The sequence below is a fragment of the Paenibacillus lutimineralis genome (assembly GCF_003991425.1).
Classification (GTDB): Bacteria; Bacillota; Bacilli; order Paenibacillales; family Paenibacillaceae; genus Fontibacillus; species Fontibacillus lutimineralis.
Genome location: NZ_CP034346.1, coordinates 1,104,247 through 1,121,417, shown reverse-complemented (window position 1 = coordinate 1,121,417; position 17,171 = coordinate 1,104,247). Strand labels below are relative to the sequence as shown.

Annotated in this window: 14 protein-coding genes and 1 pseudogene; all 15 read right to left on the bottom strand. The window is 41.4% G+C overall.

Features of this window, described 5'->3' with window-relative positions; genetic code table 11:
• Window positions 1-11: 11 nt before the first annotated feature.
• On the bottom strand, window positions 12-998 hold the full coding sequence (locus tag EI981_RS04790) for an ABC transporter permease (protein WP_227011693.1): 987 nt from the start codon (window positions 996-998) through the stop codon (window positions 12-14).
• Window positions 998-2,617, bottom strand: a complete 1,620-nt coding sequence (locus tag EI981_RS04785; RefSeq protein ID WP_126995895.1) for an ABC transporter substrate-binding protein — start codon at window positions 2,615-2,617, stop codon at window positions 998-1,000. Before EI981_RS04785 ends, EI981_RS04790 begins: the two co-directional genes overlap by 1 nt.
• A 145-nt stretch (window positions 2,618-2,762) precedes the next feature.
• The gene (locus tag EI981_RS04780; RefSeq protein WP_126995893.1) at window positions 2,763-3,254 is read right to left on the bottom strand and encodes a prolyl-tRNA synthetase associated domain-containing protein; all 492 of its coding nucleotides are present in this window, start codon (window positions 3,252-3,254) and stop codon (window positions 2,763-2,765) included.
• A gap of 220 nt (window positions 3,255-3,474) precedes the next feature.
• Complete coding sequence (locus EI981_RS04775; RefSeq protein WP_126995891.1) at window positions 3,475-3,726, bottom strand: hypothetical protein; 252 nt, start codon at window positions 3,724-3,726, stop codon at window positions 3,475-3,477.
• Window positions 3,727-3,908: 182 nt separating this feature from the next.
• Window positions 3,909-4,238 (bottom strand): DUF6881 domain-containing protein, encoded by a 330-nt coding sequence (locus EI981_RS04770; RefSeq protein WP_126995889.1) that lies wholly within the window; start codon window positions 4,236-4,238, stop codon window positions 3,909-3,911.
• Between the two features lie 325 nt (window positions 4,239-4,563).
• The gene (locus tag EI981_RS04765) at window positions 4,564-4,890 is read right to left on the bottom strand and encodes a hypothetical protein (RefSeq protein WP_126995887.1); all 327 of its coding nucleotides are present in this window, start codon (window positions 4,888-4,890) and stop codon (window positions 4,564-4,566) included.
• A 377-nt stretch (window positions 4,891-5,267) separates the two neighbouring features.
• Window positions 5,268-5,645 carry a hypothetical protein gene (locus tag EI981_RS04760; protein WP_227011692.1) on the bottom strand — a complete coding sequence of 126 codons (378 nt, stop codon included), beginning with the start codon at window positions 5,643-5,645 and terminating at the stop codon, window positions 5,268-5,270.
• A 116-nt stretch (window positions 5,646-5,761) separates the two neighbouring features.
• Window positions 5,762-6,046 (bottom strand): DUF6881 domain-containing protein, encoded by a 285-nt coding sequence (locus EI981_RS04755; protein WP_126995883.1) that lies wholly within the window; start codon window positions 6,044-6,046, stop codon window positions 5,762-5,764.
• Between the two features lie 11 nt (window positions 6,047-6,057).
• Window positions 6,058-6,338, bottom strand: a pseudogene (locus EI981_RS30190) (HYD1 signature containing ADP-ribosyltransferase family protein).
• Window positions 6,339-6,544: 206 nt separating this feature from the next.
• On the bottom strand, window positions 6,545-6,877 hold the full coding sequence (locus EI981_RS04745) for a DUF6881 domain-containing protein (RefSeq protein ID WP_126995881.1): 333 nt from the start codon (window positions 6,875-6,877) through the stop codon (window positions 6,545-6,547).
• Window positions 6,878-7,027: 150 nt separating this feature from the next.
• Window positions 7,028-7,555, bottom strand: a complete 528-nt coding sequence (locus tag EI981_RS04740) for a hypothetical protein (RefSeq protein ID WP_126995879.1) — start codon at window positions 7,553-7,555, stop codon at window positions 7,028-7,030.
• Between the two features lie 169 nt (window positions 7,556-7,724).
• Window positions 7,725-8,120 (bottom strand): hypothetical protein, encoded by a 396-nt coding sequence (locus tag EI981_RS04735; protein ID WP_126995877.1) that lies wholly within the window; start codon window positions 8,118-8,120, stop codon window positions 7,725-7,727.
• Window positions 8,121-8,357: 237 nt separating this feature from the next.
• Complete coding sequence (locus tag EI981_RS04730) at window positions 8,358-8,882, bottom strand: hypothetical protein (RefSeq protein WP_126995876.1); 525 nt, start codon at window positions 8,880-8,882, stop codon at window positions 8,358-8,360.
• A 785-nt stretch (window positions 8,883-9,667) separates the two neighbouring features.
• Entirely contained in the window at window positions 9,668-10,210 is a 543-nt protein-coding gene (locus EI981_RS04725; RefSeq protein WP_126995874.1) for a hypothetical protein, read from the bottom strand.
• Between the two features lie 75 nt (window positions 10,211-10,285).
• The gene (locus tag EI981_RS04720; protein WP_126995872.1) at window positions 10,286-16,927 is read right to left on the bottom strand and encodes a carbohydrate-binding protein; all 6,642 of its coding nucleotides are present in this window, start codon (window positions 16,925-16,927) and stop codon (window positions 10,286-10,288) included.
• Window positions 16,928-17,171: the final 244 nt, after the last annotated feature.

The following is a 17,171-nucleotide window of genomic DNA, read 5'->3' as shown; positions in this document are numbered from 1 at the left end:
TTGGATAGGATTCATTGTTTTCCCCTCGTTCTGGGATCAAGCCACCAGGATATAATTTCAATTAGAAGACTGATGATCACGACAGATACTGCGCAATAAAGCGCTATTCCCTGAATAACCGGGAAATCCCGTTTTGCGATGGAGCTGAACAGCAGGCTGCCAATCCCCTTAATGCCAAATACCTGTTCAACGACCAGCGTGCCGCCGATCAAATAAGAAATATTCACGCCAAGCAGCATCAGCGTTGGAAGCGCAGAGTTGCGCAATACATGCTTGAACAGAATTACCCGGCTCGGTATTCCAGCAGCTTTTAATGTAACTACAAAATCGGACTCCAGCACCTCAAGCATCTGCGCTCTTAATGAACGAACCAGCGTAGGAATCTGTGAAAAAGCGACGGTAATCGCCGGAAGCGTAAGACTGTATAAAGTTCCGGTCCAGCCTTCCCCGATCCCGCCAACGGGAAACCAGTGAAGACGGACGCTAAAGAGCAAGATCAACAGCAAGCCGACCCAGAAAACGGGCATGCCTAGCGTGATTGTAGGGATAACGCGTATCAAATGATCCGCAAGCTTATCCTTGCGTGTGGCAGCAAGCACAGCCAGTAGAAGCGCAACCAGCACTGCCAGAACACATGCCATCCCAATAAGAAGCAAGGTAACGGGAGCCCGTTCAGCGATTAACTCTCTTGTTGAGGTCCCGGCAATAATTGAATTCCCCGTATCTCCTTGGGTGAACAGCGTCTTTACGAATCGGAAGAATTGCTCCCATAGGGGAAGATCCAGCCCGAGTGTATGACGCATATTCGCGATAGCCTCAGGCGTGCTGTATTCTCCCAGAATCATCTTAGCGGGATCCCCCGGAACAATGCGGATGATGAAAAATACGGCTGTCATCACACAAAAGATCACGACCAATGCCCTGACAACAGCCAATACGAGCCATCTGCCGGATACAGTGCCTCCCGGCGATTTATTTAACGACTTGCTTAATTTCATCATTGCTTGACATGAACTTCTTCAAAGCGAACACTGCCGTTAGGTAGAACGACAAAGCTATTGACTGAAGAACGAACGCCTTTCAGAATGTCTGGATAATAAAGCGGGATGTACGGCACTTCTTCCGCAACAATTTGCAGCAGATCAGAATAGACCTTCGCACGGCCCTCACCATCCGCCGTCTTCTGCCCCTCATGCAAAAGCTTGGTTACTTCATCATTCGTATAATGCGTCCAGTACGATTTACTGAATCCTTCCGGATCGGTCTGAAAGGCAATAATCGAATTCGCATCAGGAGAATCTGCTTGCCCACTGTTAAGCATGGCCGAGAAATCGTAAGCAAAGAAACGTTCCCGGAAAGTGGCTAATTCAATGGATTCAATCTCAATATTAATCCCGATCTCCTTGCCCGCTGCCTGGATAATCTGTGCCTCTTGGGCTCTTGTACTATTGCCAGAGGCCACAAGCAATTTGGTGGTGAATCCATCAGGGAAAGCTGATTTGGCCAGTTCCTCCTTGGCAGCATTCAAATCAAAGTTCAGCACTTTGATCGTATCATTTGAATGATACGGGATTGCCGTTGGCAGCAATGAATTCGCCGTTTGTGCATAACCGAAGGTAAGCGCCTTGGTCAAGCCTTCACGATCGATGGCCAACGCTAAAGCCCGGCGGACATGAACATCGGAGAAATGTTGATCTAACGTATTGAAGAACAACTGTTCAGTCACCCAGCTGCCGTTCGTTACTACGGTAGTGTCAGCGCCATTCTTGATCTCTTCGGCATTTTGCAGAGCAAGCGATTCGATGCCGTCGATCTCTCCCGCCTTCAATTGGTTGATGGCCTGACTGTCGTCTTCAATCAGCTTATAGACAAGTTTATCAATATACGGCTTCCCTTCCTGCCAATAGTAAGGGTTCTTGGCAAAAGTCAGATCACCCGCCGGATCCCACTGCTCAACAACGAAAGGTCCCGTACCTACAGGCTTCTTGAAGAATTCCTCTTCGGATACCCCGCCGAAATTGTTCGGAAGAATACCGTTTGAGAAGTTCGACAGCTCGGAAATGAACGGTGTATACGACTCCTTAAGCGTAATAACCAGCGTGTGGCTATCCTCCGCTTTGATGGTGTCAACCTTTGCCGCTATAGCGAGTGGACCGCCGACATTCAAATGCCGCTGCAGCGAGAATACGGCGTCATCCGCAGTAACATCCGTCCCGTTAGAGAACTTCAAGCCGTCACGCAGCACAAAGGTATAGGTCAGTCCGTCGTCACTAATGCTATGCGACTTGGCAAGCCAATCTACAATCTCGCCTTTGCTGTCAAAGGCAACGAGGGGTTCAAATACTTTATCAATGGCAAAAGCATTGTTTGCTGTAATCTGATTATGCAAATCAAGCGAATTCACCGAAGCCGGTCGCCCGTAGACGAAGGTTCCTCCCACCGCAGGCTTGCCTGTATTAGCACTTTGGTTCTTTTCTTGATTCGCATTTTGCTGAGCATCTTTATTCGCAGCAGGAGCATTTTTGTTTCCGGAGCATCCCGCAATTAATACCAACAATAGAACTGCCAATGTCCCTACCCAAATTGATTTTCTTACAGATGTTTGGAACCTTTTCATGCCTCTTCCCCCTTCTCATATAAAACAGATAAGATTAGTATGAATAACATTATGGATGAAACCCTTATTTCTGTCAAACAAAAGTCTCCTCTATTCTCATGCCTTAAAAAGTCAAAAAAAGACCCGCTGGAGTTCAGCGAGCCCCCTAGATTTCTATGTAACATACCGTATTGCCGTGACTCTTAATGACCGCCTCCAAATCTTGTGGGCGAAGCCAGACCGTTGCGGTGTTATCATTCGGATGTACTCCGACCTGGTCAAACCGTAGAATATCTTGATCGATTACAACCTCTACCCTACGAGCCTCATCGTTCAAAACCCCTAAGGGTGTAACAGCTCCTTTATTCAAGTTTAAGTATCTTTGTAAATCCTCTTCGGAAGCAAAGCTAAGCGGTCGGCAGTCTAATCGCTGTCTCAAATCTTTCAGATTAACGGTCTTCGTCTTTTGAAGCACGATGACGAAATATCTGTTTTTCTTATCATCTCGGACAAACAGATTCTTCACGATCTCATCTTTGCTGTCAATCTGCAGCTGATCCATTTCTTCTATTGTATATACAGCTGGATGTTCGACAACGCCATATTCAATCTCCATACTGTCCAAAATATCAAATACCTGTTGGTGTATAATGTTCATTCTATTTCTCCCCCCCTTTGACTATTTTAGCAAAGAAACATTATGATTATCTCACATTCCTGCTACTCCGTATGTTAAGAAGGACTCAATAAACAGAATTTTTAATTGTTAATTTATTACAATATGTACCCGGATGCTCTACCTCTCTTACCGCACAAAAAAACCGCCATCAAACCTGCTTACCGCTAGGGTTAAATGACGGGTTTGGCTGCAGAGGACATTATTCAATTTCCTTTTTCTTCGCTCTCCGTTCTACTTTGGCAATATCCATAACCACTCTGAATTTCACACCCTTGGTGATCAATTTATACGGGATCGGCTGATCGAGCGGAAGTTGGATCGTACCCTTTCCTGCTTTATAAGGGGCTAACTCTTGCTCGAATTCCATAATCTTGCTCGGACCAGATCGAAGCCGGTAATCTATAAACTGTATGCCATCGCTCATCCCCTGAATGTATAAGCATTCGTTCACTATAAAGTGTTGTTCTTCCTCCGATAGTTTGTTAGCGCTAATGTATATATAGGTAGTCAAGTCGTTTGCGGAAGTGGTGCATACACCGCTGACTATAAGGGGAATATCTTCATAGGTAAACTTTTTTATAAAGAAACCATAAAGCAATAAACTCGCTCGTGGTTCCTTTGAATAAATAACTATTATTTAATAGTATCAACAACCACTTGCCATATCTGCTCGAAATATTCTTTTGTAATTTCTATAACAAAATCTGTTCCTCCGTCCTCATTCATCACATCTGATTCAGGCATAACCTGATCTGAAAGCTCTGTTTCAGTTTCATCAACTTCGCAATAACTTACTATTGAAGATGCGAAGCCTACTTTACCATTTAAAAAAAATTCGATTTTTCGTTCTTCCTCTCCCTGTTCATTTATTTCTGAATATATTTTTATTGGTCTTGAATTCTGTCTAGTCTTATATTTACTGGGGTACCTATACCATAACCATTCAACAGCAGTGTATCTCATATACTTATTCCTCTCATTAGTTAGTATTGTCTTCCATACATCCTATGCCCTGCCCTACCCTATCTCAATCCCACTAGATATCTTTCTAGTTGCTTTACCCATATACTAACATCATTGAAGACTATATATGGCAGTATTTCGTCCCACCTCACAGTGAACACCTTTGCATTAATCTAAGTCTAATGTACCTTCACCATTAGGGACCTCCACTCCTTTAACCTAAAGAACCTCCGTCTGCCTTCAAGGCAGCTAGAGGTTATTCCTAAATCTTTAGTACTTAATAACTCCCAATCTAAATTGTTTAATTAAACCGCTTTTCTTGATTTTACTTCATAAAAAATACCTTGCAATTATATGCATCATGATTGCTACTAATTGAAATCAGATCATAAACTATTTGATCAAATTTATCTGTCCTTTCATAAAAAACAGATTCATATTGGATAAAGTCAACAAGTTCTGAAAACACATGTTGTACATTTGATAAATTAAATTCCTGTAACTTAATCTCAATAATATATACATTTTCTATAAATTTCACATCAAATTGTTTCACCTTATCTTCGCCTCTCAGTGAGTCTTTGATTTCTAAAAGAATTCCTGGTATCGAACTAAAGTTTACATTTTTCTTAATCATATTTATAAAATCCATATTAATCCTCCTTGATGATTTTGAGCCAAAAAAACACCCTATAGAATGACGTTTTTTATAATGTCTACTCTATAGGGTGCAGTTAGGCTTTTTGTTTATGAAACATGGGCAAAAAAAGAAAGCCACAAGGAGTTACACTCGCATGTGGCTCAGTAGAAATTAAATCATCGGAATTAGATACCTACCTAAAATTAGCATAAAGATAGTAACTAGAAGTAAGACTAATTGTACTTTTTTATTTTTAACAAGTTTCAAAATTAATCCCACGACAATTAAATATCCTAGAAAATAAATGAGTCCCTTGACTCCAGCCATAAAAAATGTCATTAGAAGTATAGTTCCTACAAATATGAAACTAAAAAGTTTTTTATTCACAGTCACTTCCCTCTCCTCGTTATATACCAGTACCTATCTTCAATTACCTTTCTACCGTCAGTTACTACAACAAGATTACTTATCTGACCAGTCTTTGTATCTGTTCTCCAAATAATGTGTCTCTCTTCACCTACCGATGGAGACGAAGTGTAAACATCAATAATATAATTTCCTATTACAGCTCCACCAACTGTAACTGCACCATCTACAAGCTTCTTATTTTTGTCTTTAAGACTTTCGAAGAAGTGTAACCAACTGTCCCATCCCAAATATTCTACTCCCCGGTTGTCTTTACCAATATGTTGGTGAAGTTGGTTTATAATATGTTTTGGTCGTTCCATTAGAATTATAAGAGCCAAAAGTGTTGGTTTGGGGATCATATACCCTTATAAAACTCAGCGCCTCTGATCTAATAGCTTTTCCCATTAATCTGAAACTCTCCTATGGCCCAATTCCATGGACCTTATAAATCGAAACAACTGTGGTGGTTACCGGTTCAATCTTTAAGCAATCTAATAAATGATTGTATTTTATCCCTCCACATTTCATTAAACTCCTGACTCGAAATACTTTGCACTTCGAATTGCTCGTCCATATCAGGCAAAGGAACTTCACCTAGACGGGTATTCATATACTCTAGATTAAGTGCTGCGAGTCCAAACTTTCCGTCCCTAAAAATTTCAATTTTTCGGGTCTCGAATCGGTTTTCGTCAATCTCAGATATTATTATCGTTGGTTCATTCATAAAATCATGAATCCATTTACATTTCAAATATTTCAAATGAATCCCTCCTAATTCTTTGCAGGAACATTCCCAAATCCCATAATTCTTCCTGTAATATTTAAGGGCACTGAAGTATTGATGACATAGACGCTGTCTCGCCCTTTAGTAACGTTTAGGCCGGTCACATCTATGGCTATATACTTTGAATACTTCTTCCCTTGATAAGGATGCCTAAGAAAGCATAAGATAGCTGGGCTTGTGTTTTAGTTCCCGGAATAAGATCGGAAAGATATACTCCATCATCATATCTGGCATCCTTAGGGCTAACCGATTTAAGAGAGGGATTTATAGTTTGCGAAGAGAGAAATCCCCACTAATCCAGGCTCATTTGTATAATGATACAATATTAACCTTTTCTTTTTATTCTCCTTATTTCTAGGTTTTGAATCTGTGATCAGTACCCTCTTCATCAAAGAATTCCATAACTAGGCTTAATTTAGTGAAGAAACCACAAGCTATAAGCACTTGTGGTTCCTTTAAATGAATAATGAATAACTATTTTTTAATAGTATCGACAATCACTTGCCATATCTGCTCGAAATATTCTTTTGTAATTCCTATAACAAAGTCCGTCGTCCCTCCGCTTTCATCAATCACATCTAATTCAGGAATAACTTGATCCGAAAGCTCTGTTTCAGTTTGCTCAACTTCGCAATAACTTATCTCAGAAGAAGCGAATCCTACTTTTCCGTTCAAAAAAAATTCAATTTTTCGTATCTCCTCACCCAGTTCATTTATTTCTGAATATATTTTTACAGGCAAAGAATCATTAATTTCATATCTATCAGGAAATCTATACCATAACCATTCAACAGCAATGTATCTCATATACATCCACACCTCACATTGATCAGTATTGCCTTTCATGAGAAACTAGCCTATTCCCAATAAATAAAGGCTACTGAGTATGCATGCGGAGACATCATACAAATTCCTGGCTTGAGTATTTTGGGATTTGGGCTAACACTGATTTAAGCATTATACATAAAGAACTCCTTCAGATTCAATTGCATTATACTCAGAAATTAATCGTTTCATCCCACAAAGGTCCTTCTCGTTGTATCCTGATTCTTTAAGCCCGACTAAAATAACACCTAGAATTTTCTTCCATTCGGATATAAATGATCGAATAGGCACCATAATAGCCCCTTTTGAATTCAATAGATGTTCAGTATGCCCCAAAACCGAGTACCACTCAGGAGCTATTACAACCTCTTCATCCATCCACCTTATATTCCAAACAGCAGAAAACGTGTTCGATGCCCATTTCAAGGATATTTCACCATCTGGTTTACTTCTTAGCATTTCAAATATGTCAAGAATATTATCTATCATCCAACTAATATCATACTTATAGCACAATGGAATATAAATAGTTTTCCAAAAAATAAGCGCTTTTTCAGTCATCATGGGGAATATTGTTTCGATAGCATTTGATAAGTTTTGATCTTCTTTATCGTATAGACCCGTATATTTGGGTCTACTTGCCTGAATCCAAAAATCCATTATTTTCACCTGCCTCAGAAATAATTATGAGAATGCGTATGAATGGAGTATCTTGAACCTCTACCAGCGGCCACCGTGCTTAAGTTACCGCGGGGATCATATTAGTAGTTTTTCTCTACGCCCCCTGGTTTTCCCTCTAACAGTCGGGTCCGCTATTGTAACTGGTGACCTATAATGCTGCGTGTACTTCTCTCATCAAAGGGGTTATAGCAAAGCAGTCTTCTATATCAACTTCATCCAACAATGCCCAGTAACTAATAGTATTTCTGTGAATATATACATCAAGAATAAGATAAGACTTGATTTGGGAAGCAATTTTCTCATTAGCCATTTCTTCTGTCAAGGCTTCATCGTAGGAAGAGATTATTATTTTCATCAAGGCAAATTTCTCTTCTTTGTTTAAGGTGTTATTTCCATAAAAGTCCATAAATTCCGCCACTCTTGCTGAATCCGTCACTTCATACTCCCAATCTTGTGAATACATATCAGGCTTAGGTAAATTTAATTTTTTAGTAAGGCCTTCAATGGCTTCTTTTGTAACATATTCAGGATAGAGTTCATCCAAATCTTACACCTTCCCATCCAAATAGTTATTTTTAATTTTTATCTTTGTTTTTACTGCCACAATTCGCAAAGACATGTTCCTTTTCCTTCAAAGATACAAAAAGGGGCGGAAATACTGTGATAGACGCCATTTTCTGCTTACCATTTGAAGACCGTTATACAAAAAAAACTTAACAGGCATGAAGCCCGGCAAGGTTCTCTCAATATTACAGGTTATTCCGTGTGCTTTTTAGCAAGTTCATTTCACCCATAAAAACTGATAGACCTGTAATATATTATTTAAACTTTCTAAGTAATTTTGGATAAAAGGCCTATCCCCTTGGATTAGTTCTTGTTCCATATGTTTCTTCTTTTCTACTAGAATCTCTTTTAGCTCATTAATAAATAGTTTCCTTTGTAGAAGATAATTAATCACGACCAGATCTGTTTCTTCAGAAGTATCATTTCTTTGTAGCACTTCCCAAAGTTGCTCACGCATCACAATTAATAAATCATCTGAACATTGCGGCATAACATAACCACAAAAATAGTGAATAAAATTCGTCTCCTGTTGCTGTAAATTTAAATATGGAATCATTACTCTACCAAAGGAAAGTAAATATTGTGTAACTTTAACTGCAGCATCTTCTAAATGAGCATTTTGGTATGTGTCTAACAGCTCGACCAGGAAAGGAATCGTAGAGTCAACATCCAAATCCCCTTTCTTATCCATTATTTCGTCAGCCTTGTTCATTAAATTAAGCCATTCATCAATTTGACTCATAATAATTCCCCATTCACCTTTTTTGAGATACTCATTTGTTATAAGACCCTATGACTATAAGTAATGTTGTAACTTTTGCAGCAGCAAATTGGCAAGTAAGCCTTGATGTAACTGGGTATGGCGGTAATCCGGATTTGACGTTGAATTAGAACCGAAAGCTTTTTTCCCTGCTTTGGCAGCGACTTCGTGGACCAAATCAAGCAGTTGTAGCCCAACTCGCCTGTCCTATGCTGTACTTTTGATAATGCAATTTTTATTTCTGAATATATCTTTGAGGCAAAAAATCATTAATTTCATACCTATCTGGATATCTATACCATAACCATTCAACAGCAGTGTATCTCATGTACTTATTCCTCTATTTGTTAGTATTGTCTTCCATACATCCTATGCCCTGCCCTCCCCTATCTCAATCCCACTAGATATCTTTCTAGTTGCTTCACCCATATATTAACATCATTGAAGACTATATAAGGCAGTATTTCGTCCCACCTCACATGAACACCTTTGCATTAATCTAAGTCTAATGTACCTTTACCATTAGGGACCTCCACTCCTTTAACCTAAAGAACCTCCGTCTGCCTTCAAGGCAGCTAGAGGTCCCCCTATACTTACTAAATGAACGAATGTATGAAACTGAGTACAGTATATTCATCAACTCAGCTACATTATTTTTTTTTCAAAATGGAGTGAGTATCTTTCCATGATTACAACGGTGAATTGGAACCCCCTTAGTATCAGAGGACCACAAGCTGTAAGTCGCTTGTGGCCCCCTTTCAAACTTATTAACTATCTTCCATTACATACTTCGATAAGTCCCTCCAGTGATTTATAGAACCCCATTCTTTATCACTAATATAGATAGAATGACTATCGAATATAAAAGAAATATTGGTTTGAGTACGTTGTTCGCTAGAAATCCATTCGATAGTCTCGAAACATTGCCGTAAACTCCTATCACCTTGAAATGGCTCATGAAGGGTAATAGATATTTGCGATGTTGTTTTAAAGACTACGGACGCCTGTTCATTAAACTCCTTCTTAACAAAAGTCGTTATCTCTTGAGAAACCTTATCCATCCAAATTATTGTATAATCATAATCATCTTCAAGTTCCCCATTACTCAGTTTTCTTACATCAAACATTATTCCTGATGTCGTTTCTACCGTAGCATAGTAGATCATTTCTTTAACCCCATATTGTATTGTAATTCTGTGAATAGGGATTTCCGGACGTTTTAATTCCAAATAAGTGATAGTTTCTTTTTTGTACTTGTATTTTTCAATTGGAGAACCATTCAAACCGGTATATACATATTCAATAACCAAAAGCACACCTAAAAAAATTATTAAAAGAAAAATAATATTAAACCACTTAGAAGAAGTAATAATTTCAGCTCCTTTCTAAATATCATCTAGAAGAATATTAATTCTAAATAAATGATATTTTGCCTTGGATACTTTTTTCATCACCCAATTCATACTATTATAGCTTTCTTTAACTTCTTGTAATTGTTCTTGATATTCTTCATAAGTAAAAGCATTATTATAAAATATTACTTGAAACCTGGCTTTAGCAATGTTTGGTATAATTCGAGAATGATCGATTGTGTTGTTATAAACATTAAAATTTGTTGCAAAAAATCTTGAAGCCTTTGTTCCATTAGCTAACATACCTTCATCTAGTACCGATTCAGTAACTTGTAAACAATTTTTAGTTGCTACATTATAATCTTTATTTACGGCATTATCACTATGGGCTTTATATATTTTATTTGCTTTTACTACACTTTCATTAAAGTCCCCTTTAATATATGTTGAAGATTTATAACCTCCATCTCCAAATCCAGCCAATCCTATCAAATTCCCCTTCTTATCTTTAATTTTTTTATTAGAAGCCCAGAAATTAAAGTCTTCAAGACTATTTAATGCATCGACACTATCTACTTCAACTAAATGTACATTCTGATCTCCCCAATAAAAATAATACCATTTACCATCTTTATCTTGAATTATTGCAGAAGTATGGCCCTGCTTAAAGGCTAAATTGGGGTTTGTAATAATTATGGCATCATATCCCCTTGGATCAATATACTTCAACGGATTATTAAGCACATACATATACCTATTCAAGCTCTGTGGATTGCTAATCTGTCCCTCATATGCATACTCACTAATAAACCGCCCAACCTCCGGCTTATAGTAGCGCGCTTGCGCATAATACAAACCGTTATCTTCATACGGATAGCCTGTATAAGTAAAGCCAACTGCTCGATCAGTTTGCGTTTGAGTTTGCAGTAAACCAAACTCGTCATAACGATGCGTCTCGATCATTTTCCCTTGCTGATCCTGCAATCCAACGATGCTGCCTAAGTGGTCATAAGAATACGTTTCGCTCTGACCATTTGGCAAGTGGACTTGAAGACGATTTAGACCGTAAGTGTAGCTGGCTTGCAGTGTTTCACCTTCATACACGGCTAACAGATCGTTATAAGCTGAGGTTAGATCAGTAACAAAGTCCTGCGTTTTATCAGCGGTTTGACTCTGGATGCGTACACCTCGTGCGTTGTAGCGGTATTCCGCCGTTTTTCCGTCTTTAACCGCTTGGATGAGTCGATTCGTTTCATCAAACGTGTAGTTCTCTAATGTTTTGCTGCCAGTGGTCACCGTGATTAAGTTACCACGTGGATCATATTGGTACTTCTTCTGCACGCCGCCTGATTTTTCCTCTAACAGTTGGTTAGCACTATTGTAACTGTAGGTAGTCGGGTCTCCAGTTCCGGCTTTCTCGATCCGATTGCCGAAGCTGTCGTAACGGTACGTACGCTCCTGACCCTGATCGATCACTTGGATCAATTGGTTCAGTTCGTCATACGTATATGACTTGTCACGCTTCTTGCCGTCGATCGTTTCGATCCAATTTAAGATATTTCCAGCCGCATCATAGCTGTATTCGTGTTTGTTTAAAATGTTTCCAGCTTGATTTTGCTCGCTTAGTTTCTCTAGTAGACCACGTGAGTTGTAGCTATATTGAGTCGTACTACCGTTAGCTACTGTTTTTTCGATTAATTGACCCGCCGCATTGTACGTATAAGCTGTCGTCCCCGTATGGTCTTTCACATTACTCAGTCGATTGAGAGCATCGTAATCATATGTCGTCTGTTTGCCGTCTGGTGTAGTTAAACTTGCTTTGTTGCCAACTGGTGTCCATGTATAATTCACCGTACGTTGCTTCGGATCGGTAACACGGGTAATTTGCCCCAGCACATCGCGCTGAATATCAGTAACTCCGTTCCAGTCTTCCATCCGCACGAGTTCACCGCGCTGGTTGTACGCAAATTTCGCTTGTTTCTCCGCACTGTAAGCAATCTCCATTAAGCGATTATTCGCATCGTATGTCTGGCTGATCTTCTTACCTGCCGGATCGACCGTTTCTATTAAGTTCCCGCTTGGATCGTAACTGTAGCGAGTTTGCTGCCCCAGTGGGCTCATGACTTCAATACGACGCTGCAATTTGTCGTAGCCATATTTCGTCACTTGCTCTTCACCATTTGTACCGATCCGCGTTTGACTAGTGAGATTACCGACCGCATCATAACTATAGCGTGTCTTATGGCCAAGTGCATCCTGAACTTCGGTCAACTGACCGACCGCATCATAATTGTACTCCGTTTGATGACCGAGGGCATCGCTCATACTGGCGACTTGACCTAGCGGAGTATAAGTGTAGCTAATCTTACTTCCACCTGCATCCGTCCGACTGAGCAGTTGACCAAGGGGATCATAACTATACGTCGTCGTTTGTCCCAATGCATTACGTCCTTCATTCAGGCGTCCACTCGAGTCGTAGGTATAGCTCGTTTTGTTCCCTAATGCATCGATCACTGTACTTAAGTTTCCGTTACCATCGTACTCATATTTGGTTACATTACCCGTCGCATCTGTCATACTCAGTCGCTGACCTGTCGGGGTGTATGCATATTTCGTTATATGACCAGCCGCATCCGTCTCACTCAGCAGTTGTCCACTTCCATTATACGTATAACGGCTCGTACCACCAGCTGCATCCACGTACTCGATCAACTGACCAACCGCATCGTAATTCCAGGTGTCCACGGCCCCATCCACTTGAACGGTTTTGGTCAAACGATTGAGTAAATCATAACTGTTAGTCGTCACATGACCACGCGCGTCGGTTTCACGGATAAGGTTACCGATCGCATCATATTCGTACCGTGTTACATTTCCTTCAGCATCGGTAAACGCAGTTACCCTGTTCCATAAATCATAGGTGTAGCTCGTAATGCCCCCATCCGGTGCGATCAGTTGCTGTAACAGTCCGCTATCATCGTAACTATACTGGGTCAAGTTCCCCAGAGGATCGATGAGTTCACTAAGCAAACCTTGCTCGTTATACCGATACATCGTTTTCCCGACCGCGGCATCAATCAACTCTGTAATCTCGCCAAACGAATTGTAACTCGTCTGTTGCTTCTGACCGAGTGCGTCGATCACTTGTTTGATCAGGCCGCTTGGAGTGTACTCATAGCTGTATTTATTTCCCTGCGGATCAATCCGCTCGATCAGACGATTAAGTTCGTCATAACTTTGCTTATGAATCGCACCTAATCCATCAATAACTTGAATGGCGTTACCATTGCCATCGTACTCCACCTTTACTTTGTTACCATCAGCTAAGATGATTTCATTCGGTAACCCTTTGCCGTCATACACATATTTCGTTATGTTGCCTTCACTATCGGTTGCTGTCAGCAGGTTCCCTTTATCGTCATACGTATACATCGATGTATGACCAAGCGCATCCGTGACCGACGTGATACGATTTTGCTCGTTATAAGTGAATTTAGTTGTGTTTCCAAGGGCATCCGTCTGCTCTAACAGGTTACCACGGTCGTCGTACACATAATGTGTCTTGGCACCGCGGGCATCCCCGCTTTCCACAAACGTTTTCTTCGAATAATAGTCTGGAATAGTCAGCTCATGATCAATAGTAGGCGGGTCCACTTCCAGAGCGGCTGCAATCGGCATGCTGCCCCATACCCAATCCCCACGAACGAAGACAGCAATACGCTCCCAATTCTTAAAGTCAGGATCGACTGAATTAAATGAAAAGTCATTTGTTTGAGTGAAATCCGTCCAGCGCTCTTTGGAAATACGAGTATGCAGTTCAACATATTCTCCCGGCTGTAAAATACCTGAATCCGCTTCAAAGCTCATTTCCAGCACCGTATCCACACTCACTCCCGGTGCCTTAAGCGAGATAAATTCACCTTTAAAACGCTGTTCTCCGTCGATGTGCGTGCTACCGATACTAGCCCAATCATTCCAGAAAATCAGGCGATCTTTACTATCCGCTGTAAAGAAATAACGAATACGGATATCTGATAAAGCTATCGGTCTATCAGACTCATTATGTAGCCGGTACCAAGGATACAGCGTGTTGTAGATATCACTGCGGTTATCATTGAACATTTCAGCGCGTATAATCTTTGTCCCGTTATCCGGGGCCATGATCACTTCGTCAAGCTCTGGATTGGGTTTCTCACCCGGATCACTGTTATTGTCGCAACCGCTTTGTTCCTCCCATACACCAGCTCCACCGGCCTTGCCTGGCTCGTCCCCTTGTGTCCACCATTTTGCTTTCCAGGTACGACCATCATAATTAACTATTTCTCCACCGACATATGCCTGTTGTTTATCCCAAGCAACGGCATTACATGGTTTAGGCGTTGGTGCCGGGTCAATTCCATCACAAGTACCCTTGTCTTCCCAAGCGCCCCATTCACCTGTTGTACCTGGCACTTCACCCAGCGACCACCACTTCGCCCGCCAAGTGTGACCTTCATAGCTGACAAGTTCGCCACCGACATATACTTTTTGCTTGTCCCAAGCAACGCTGCATGGAGCCGTTTTTGAATCAGAAGCAGCGTCTTCGCTTGTATTTCCTGCATTACTCTCCGCGCTACCTTTATCATCACTTTCTACAACTTCAACAGGACTTGTATCATCACTAAGGGTTAAACTATCCTTCTTATCCTGACTAGCTTGGTGAGCTTCGCTAGCATCCGATCCCGACTGCTGTTCAGGTGCTATCGTCAGCACTAACGCCGAAGCTGCCGCGACTGACTTCCCATTAGGTATCTGAATCCATTGAGTCTTGGTAATGTCGCCTTGGATAGCCTTGCTGTTGTTGCTATCTTTAGTATCAACACGATCTTCACTATTTGCTTTATCTGCCTGATCCCCTACATCCCCTGCATAAACAGCATTATTCAGCACTTGATCATAACGGAACGTCTGCTCACCCGCTGCATCAACAATCTTCGTCAAGCGCAGATCAGCATCATAAAAATACCGAGTCTCTAGGCCGCTTCCTTCCTTCATCGTAACAACGCGCTTAGCTTCATCATATTGATAAGTACGCCCGCTATCATCAACAAACCGGACATCCGTTAGACGACCTTTGTCGTCATATTGCATCTTTCGTAAAGCGGTGCCATTTGCATCGTTCACTTGTGTTAACCGAGCGGCATCATTATATTGATAATCATAACGATTGCCTTCTACATCAGTAACGCTTACAACCTTTCCAGCTTCGTTCGTATAACTGAAGCTACGTCCGGTGTGATCACTTACTTTAATGAGCCAACCTGCTTCATCATATTGGAACTGTAGCTTACCTCCTTCCCGCTCTACATGATCCAACTGGTTACCCGTAAAATGCAATCGCATCTCTACACCGTTCACTGTGAGATATCGGGTGGGTAGGCCTTGTTTGGAAAAATACATTTTCGATTGATTCTGCATTTTCAATTCAAAGCTGCCATCGCCTTGTTTCGTTAATTGATTATATATTCCTTCACCAGCACGGTAACTGCCACCGCTTTGCTTATCGTAGCGCTCAATATGTCCATCTTCAAAGCGAATTAACACCGCCTTATCTAAATCCCGCAACCGTTCGCTATACGTATGGCTCCAGTAGCTACCGAGCTCTGAGAAGTAAACATCACGTGAATTGTATGTCCGAGTGAAGAACAACGGGAAACTACCACCGATATACAAGTCACTCGCTACACCGACATTATTCCCCATCCCCATATGAGCCGGTGTGTTCGTATTAATACCGGCAAACAAGTCAGCAATCCCCATATTACCGCCCAGTACCGGATCTTGATTCACAATACGCACACGCTGAGTCTGGTTAATCATCAATATGTTCTGCCCGACAAACTTTGCCTCTTCACTGGAAGCAAGCAGCTCATTGTCCGCCAAAATATCATCCTTATGACGTGCGTCGCCATAATATTGCAAACCTAACAGTGACAGTTCATCGAAGAAACGGAAGGGGTGATTCGTCACCGTCAAGCTCGGTTTACCTGCCCCTGATCCACGTATCTCTGCTTCAATGCTTGTTTCCGTGTACGGCGTCAAGCCCACTGTCGCAAACCAGCGCCCCTCTTCAACGGTTGCTTCTACTTGCCGGGACGTATCTCCGTTAGATGTTAGTGTCAATGTAACTCCGGTCACGCCCTGCGCTTTACCCAACTTCCCATAGACCGTAAAACGATCCCCCTGTAAATTTGGACTAATTGCGATATCTTTCGCTTCCCCACCAAGGATCGTTACCGGATGTACAGACGCATATGGCTTAAACAGGTCCTGCGGTTCAACCACGATGTTGTAAGTCCCTGCAGCAACAATATTCCCTTGCTCATCTTGACCGTTCCATACGAATTCATGCGGAACGTAGCCACCGGCATAGTTCTTCTCCCCTTGTATCACCGTCACCGTCTGTTCACCACTAACGAGCTTAATAACGGTTGGGTGATCCACCTCCCAATTCCAGCGAATAAGCGTCGTCTCACCCTGGCTCGGCTGGAACACGGATGGTTCTACGCGAATAAAGCGCCGCTCGTCACCGTTAGTCGCAGCCAACGCCGCCGGCTGCCAAGGCAGCATCTGTACGACGAGCAACAACGATAGCACGATCGCGCAAATCCGTCTCCACTGGTTAAATTTCTTCATTACAAAACCTCCCCAATAAAAGTTAATAGAGAGTCTTTATTGGATGTAACTAAAACAGGATGATAGACCCTTAAATCCCAATATTCGACATCATACTACTAATACCTTCCTTAATTAGCCTGTTATTTCCAACATCTATGAGGTTTTTGGGTAAATTAGAGGATCATTATTCTGGGACAATCGATTTAGGACTAGATTTCACACTTCGAATCTGGCTTGCTCCATTCACTACAGCAGATTCATA

Excerpts from the sequence above, each read along its gene's own strand:
- EI981_RS04790 (WP_227011693.1), bottom strand. The coding sequence starts at position 998 with ATGAAATTAAGCAAGTCGTTAAATAAATCGCCGGGAGGCACTGTATCC.
- EI981_RS04785 (WP_126995895.1), bottom strand. The coding sequence starts at position 2,617 with ATGAAAAGGTTCCAAACATCTGTAAGAAAATCAATTTGGGTAGGGACA.
- EI981_RS04780 (WP_126995893.1), bottom strand. The coding sequence starts at position 3,254 with ATGAACATTATACACCAACAGGTATTTGATATTTTGGACAGTATGGAG.
- EI981_RS04770 (WP_126995889.1), bottom strand. The coding sequence starts at position 4,238 with ATGAGATACACTGCTGTTGAATGGTTATGGTATAGGTACCCCAGTAAA.
- EI981_RS04765 (WP_126995887.1), bottom strand. The coding sequence starts at position 4,890 with ATGGATTTTATAAATATGATTAAGAAAAATGTAAACTTTAGTTCGATA.
- EI981_RS04760 (WP_227011692.1), bottom strand. The coding sequence starts at position 5,645 with ATGATCCCCAAACCAACACTTTTGGCTCTTATAATTCTAATGGAACGA.
- EI981_RS04745 (WP_126995881.1), bottom strand. The coding sequence starts at position 6,877 with ATGAGATACATTGCTGTTGAATGGTTATGGTATAGATTTCCTGATAGA.
- EI981_RS04740 (WP_126995879.1), bottom strand. The coding sequence starts at position 7,555 with ATGGATTTTTGGATTCAGGCAAGTAGACCCAAATATACGGGTCTATAC.
- EI981_RS04730 (WP_126995876.1), bottom strand. The coding sequence starts at position 8,882 with ATGAGTCAAATTGATGAATGGCTTAATTTAATGAACAAGGCTGACGAA.
- EI981_RS04720 (WP_126995872.1), bottom strand. The coding sequence starts at position 16,927 with ATGAAGAAATTTAACCAGTGGAGACGGATTTGCGCGATCGTGCTATCG.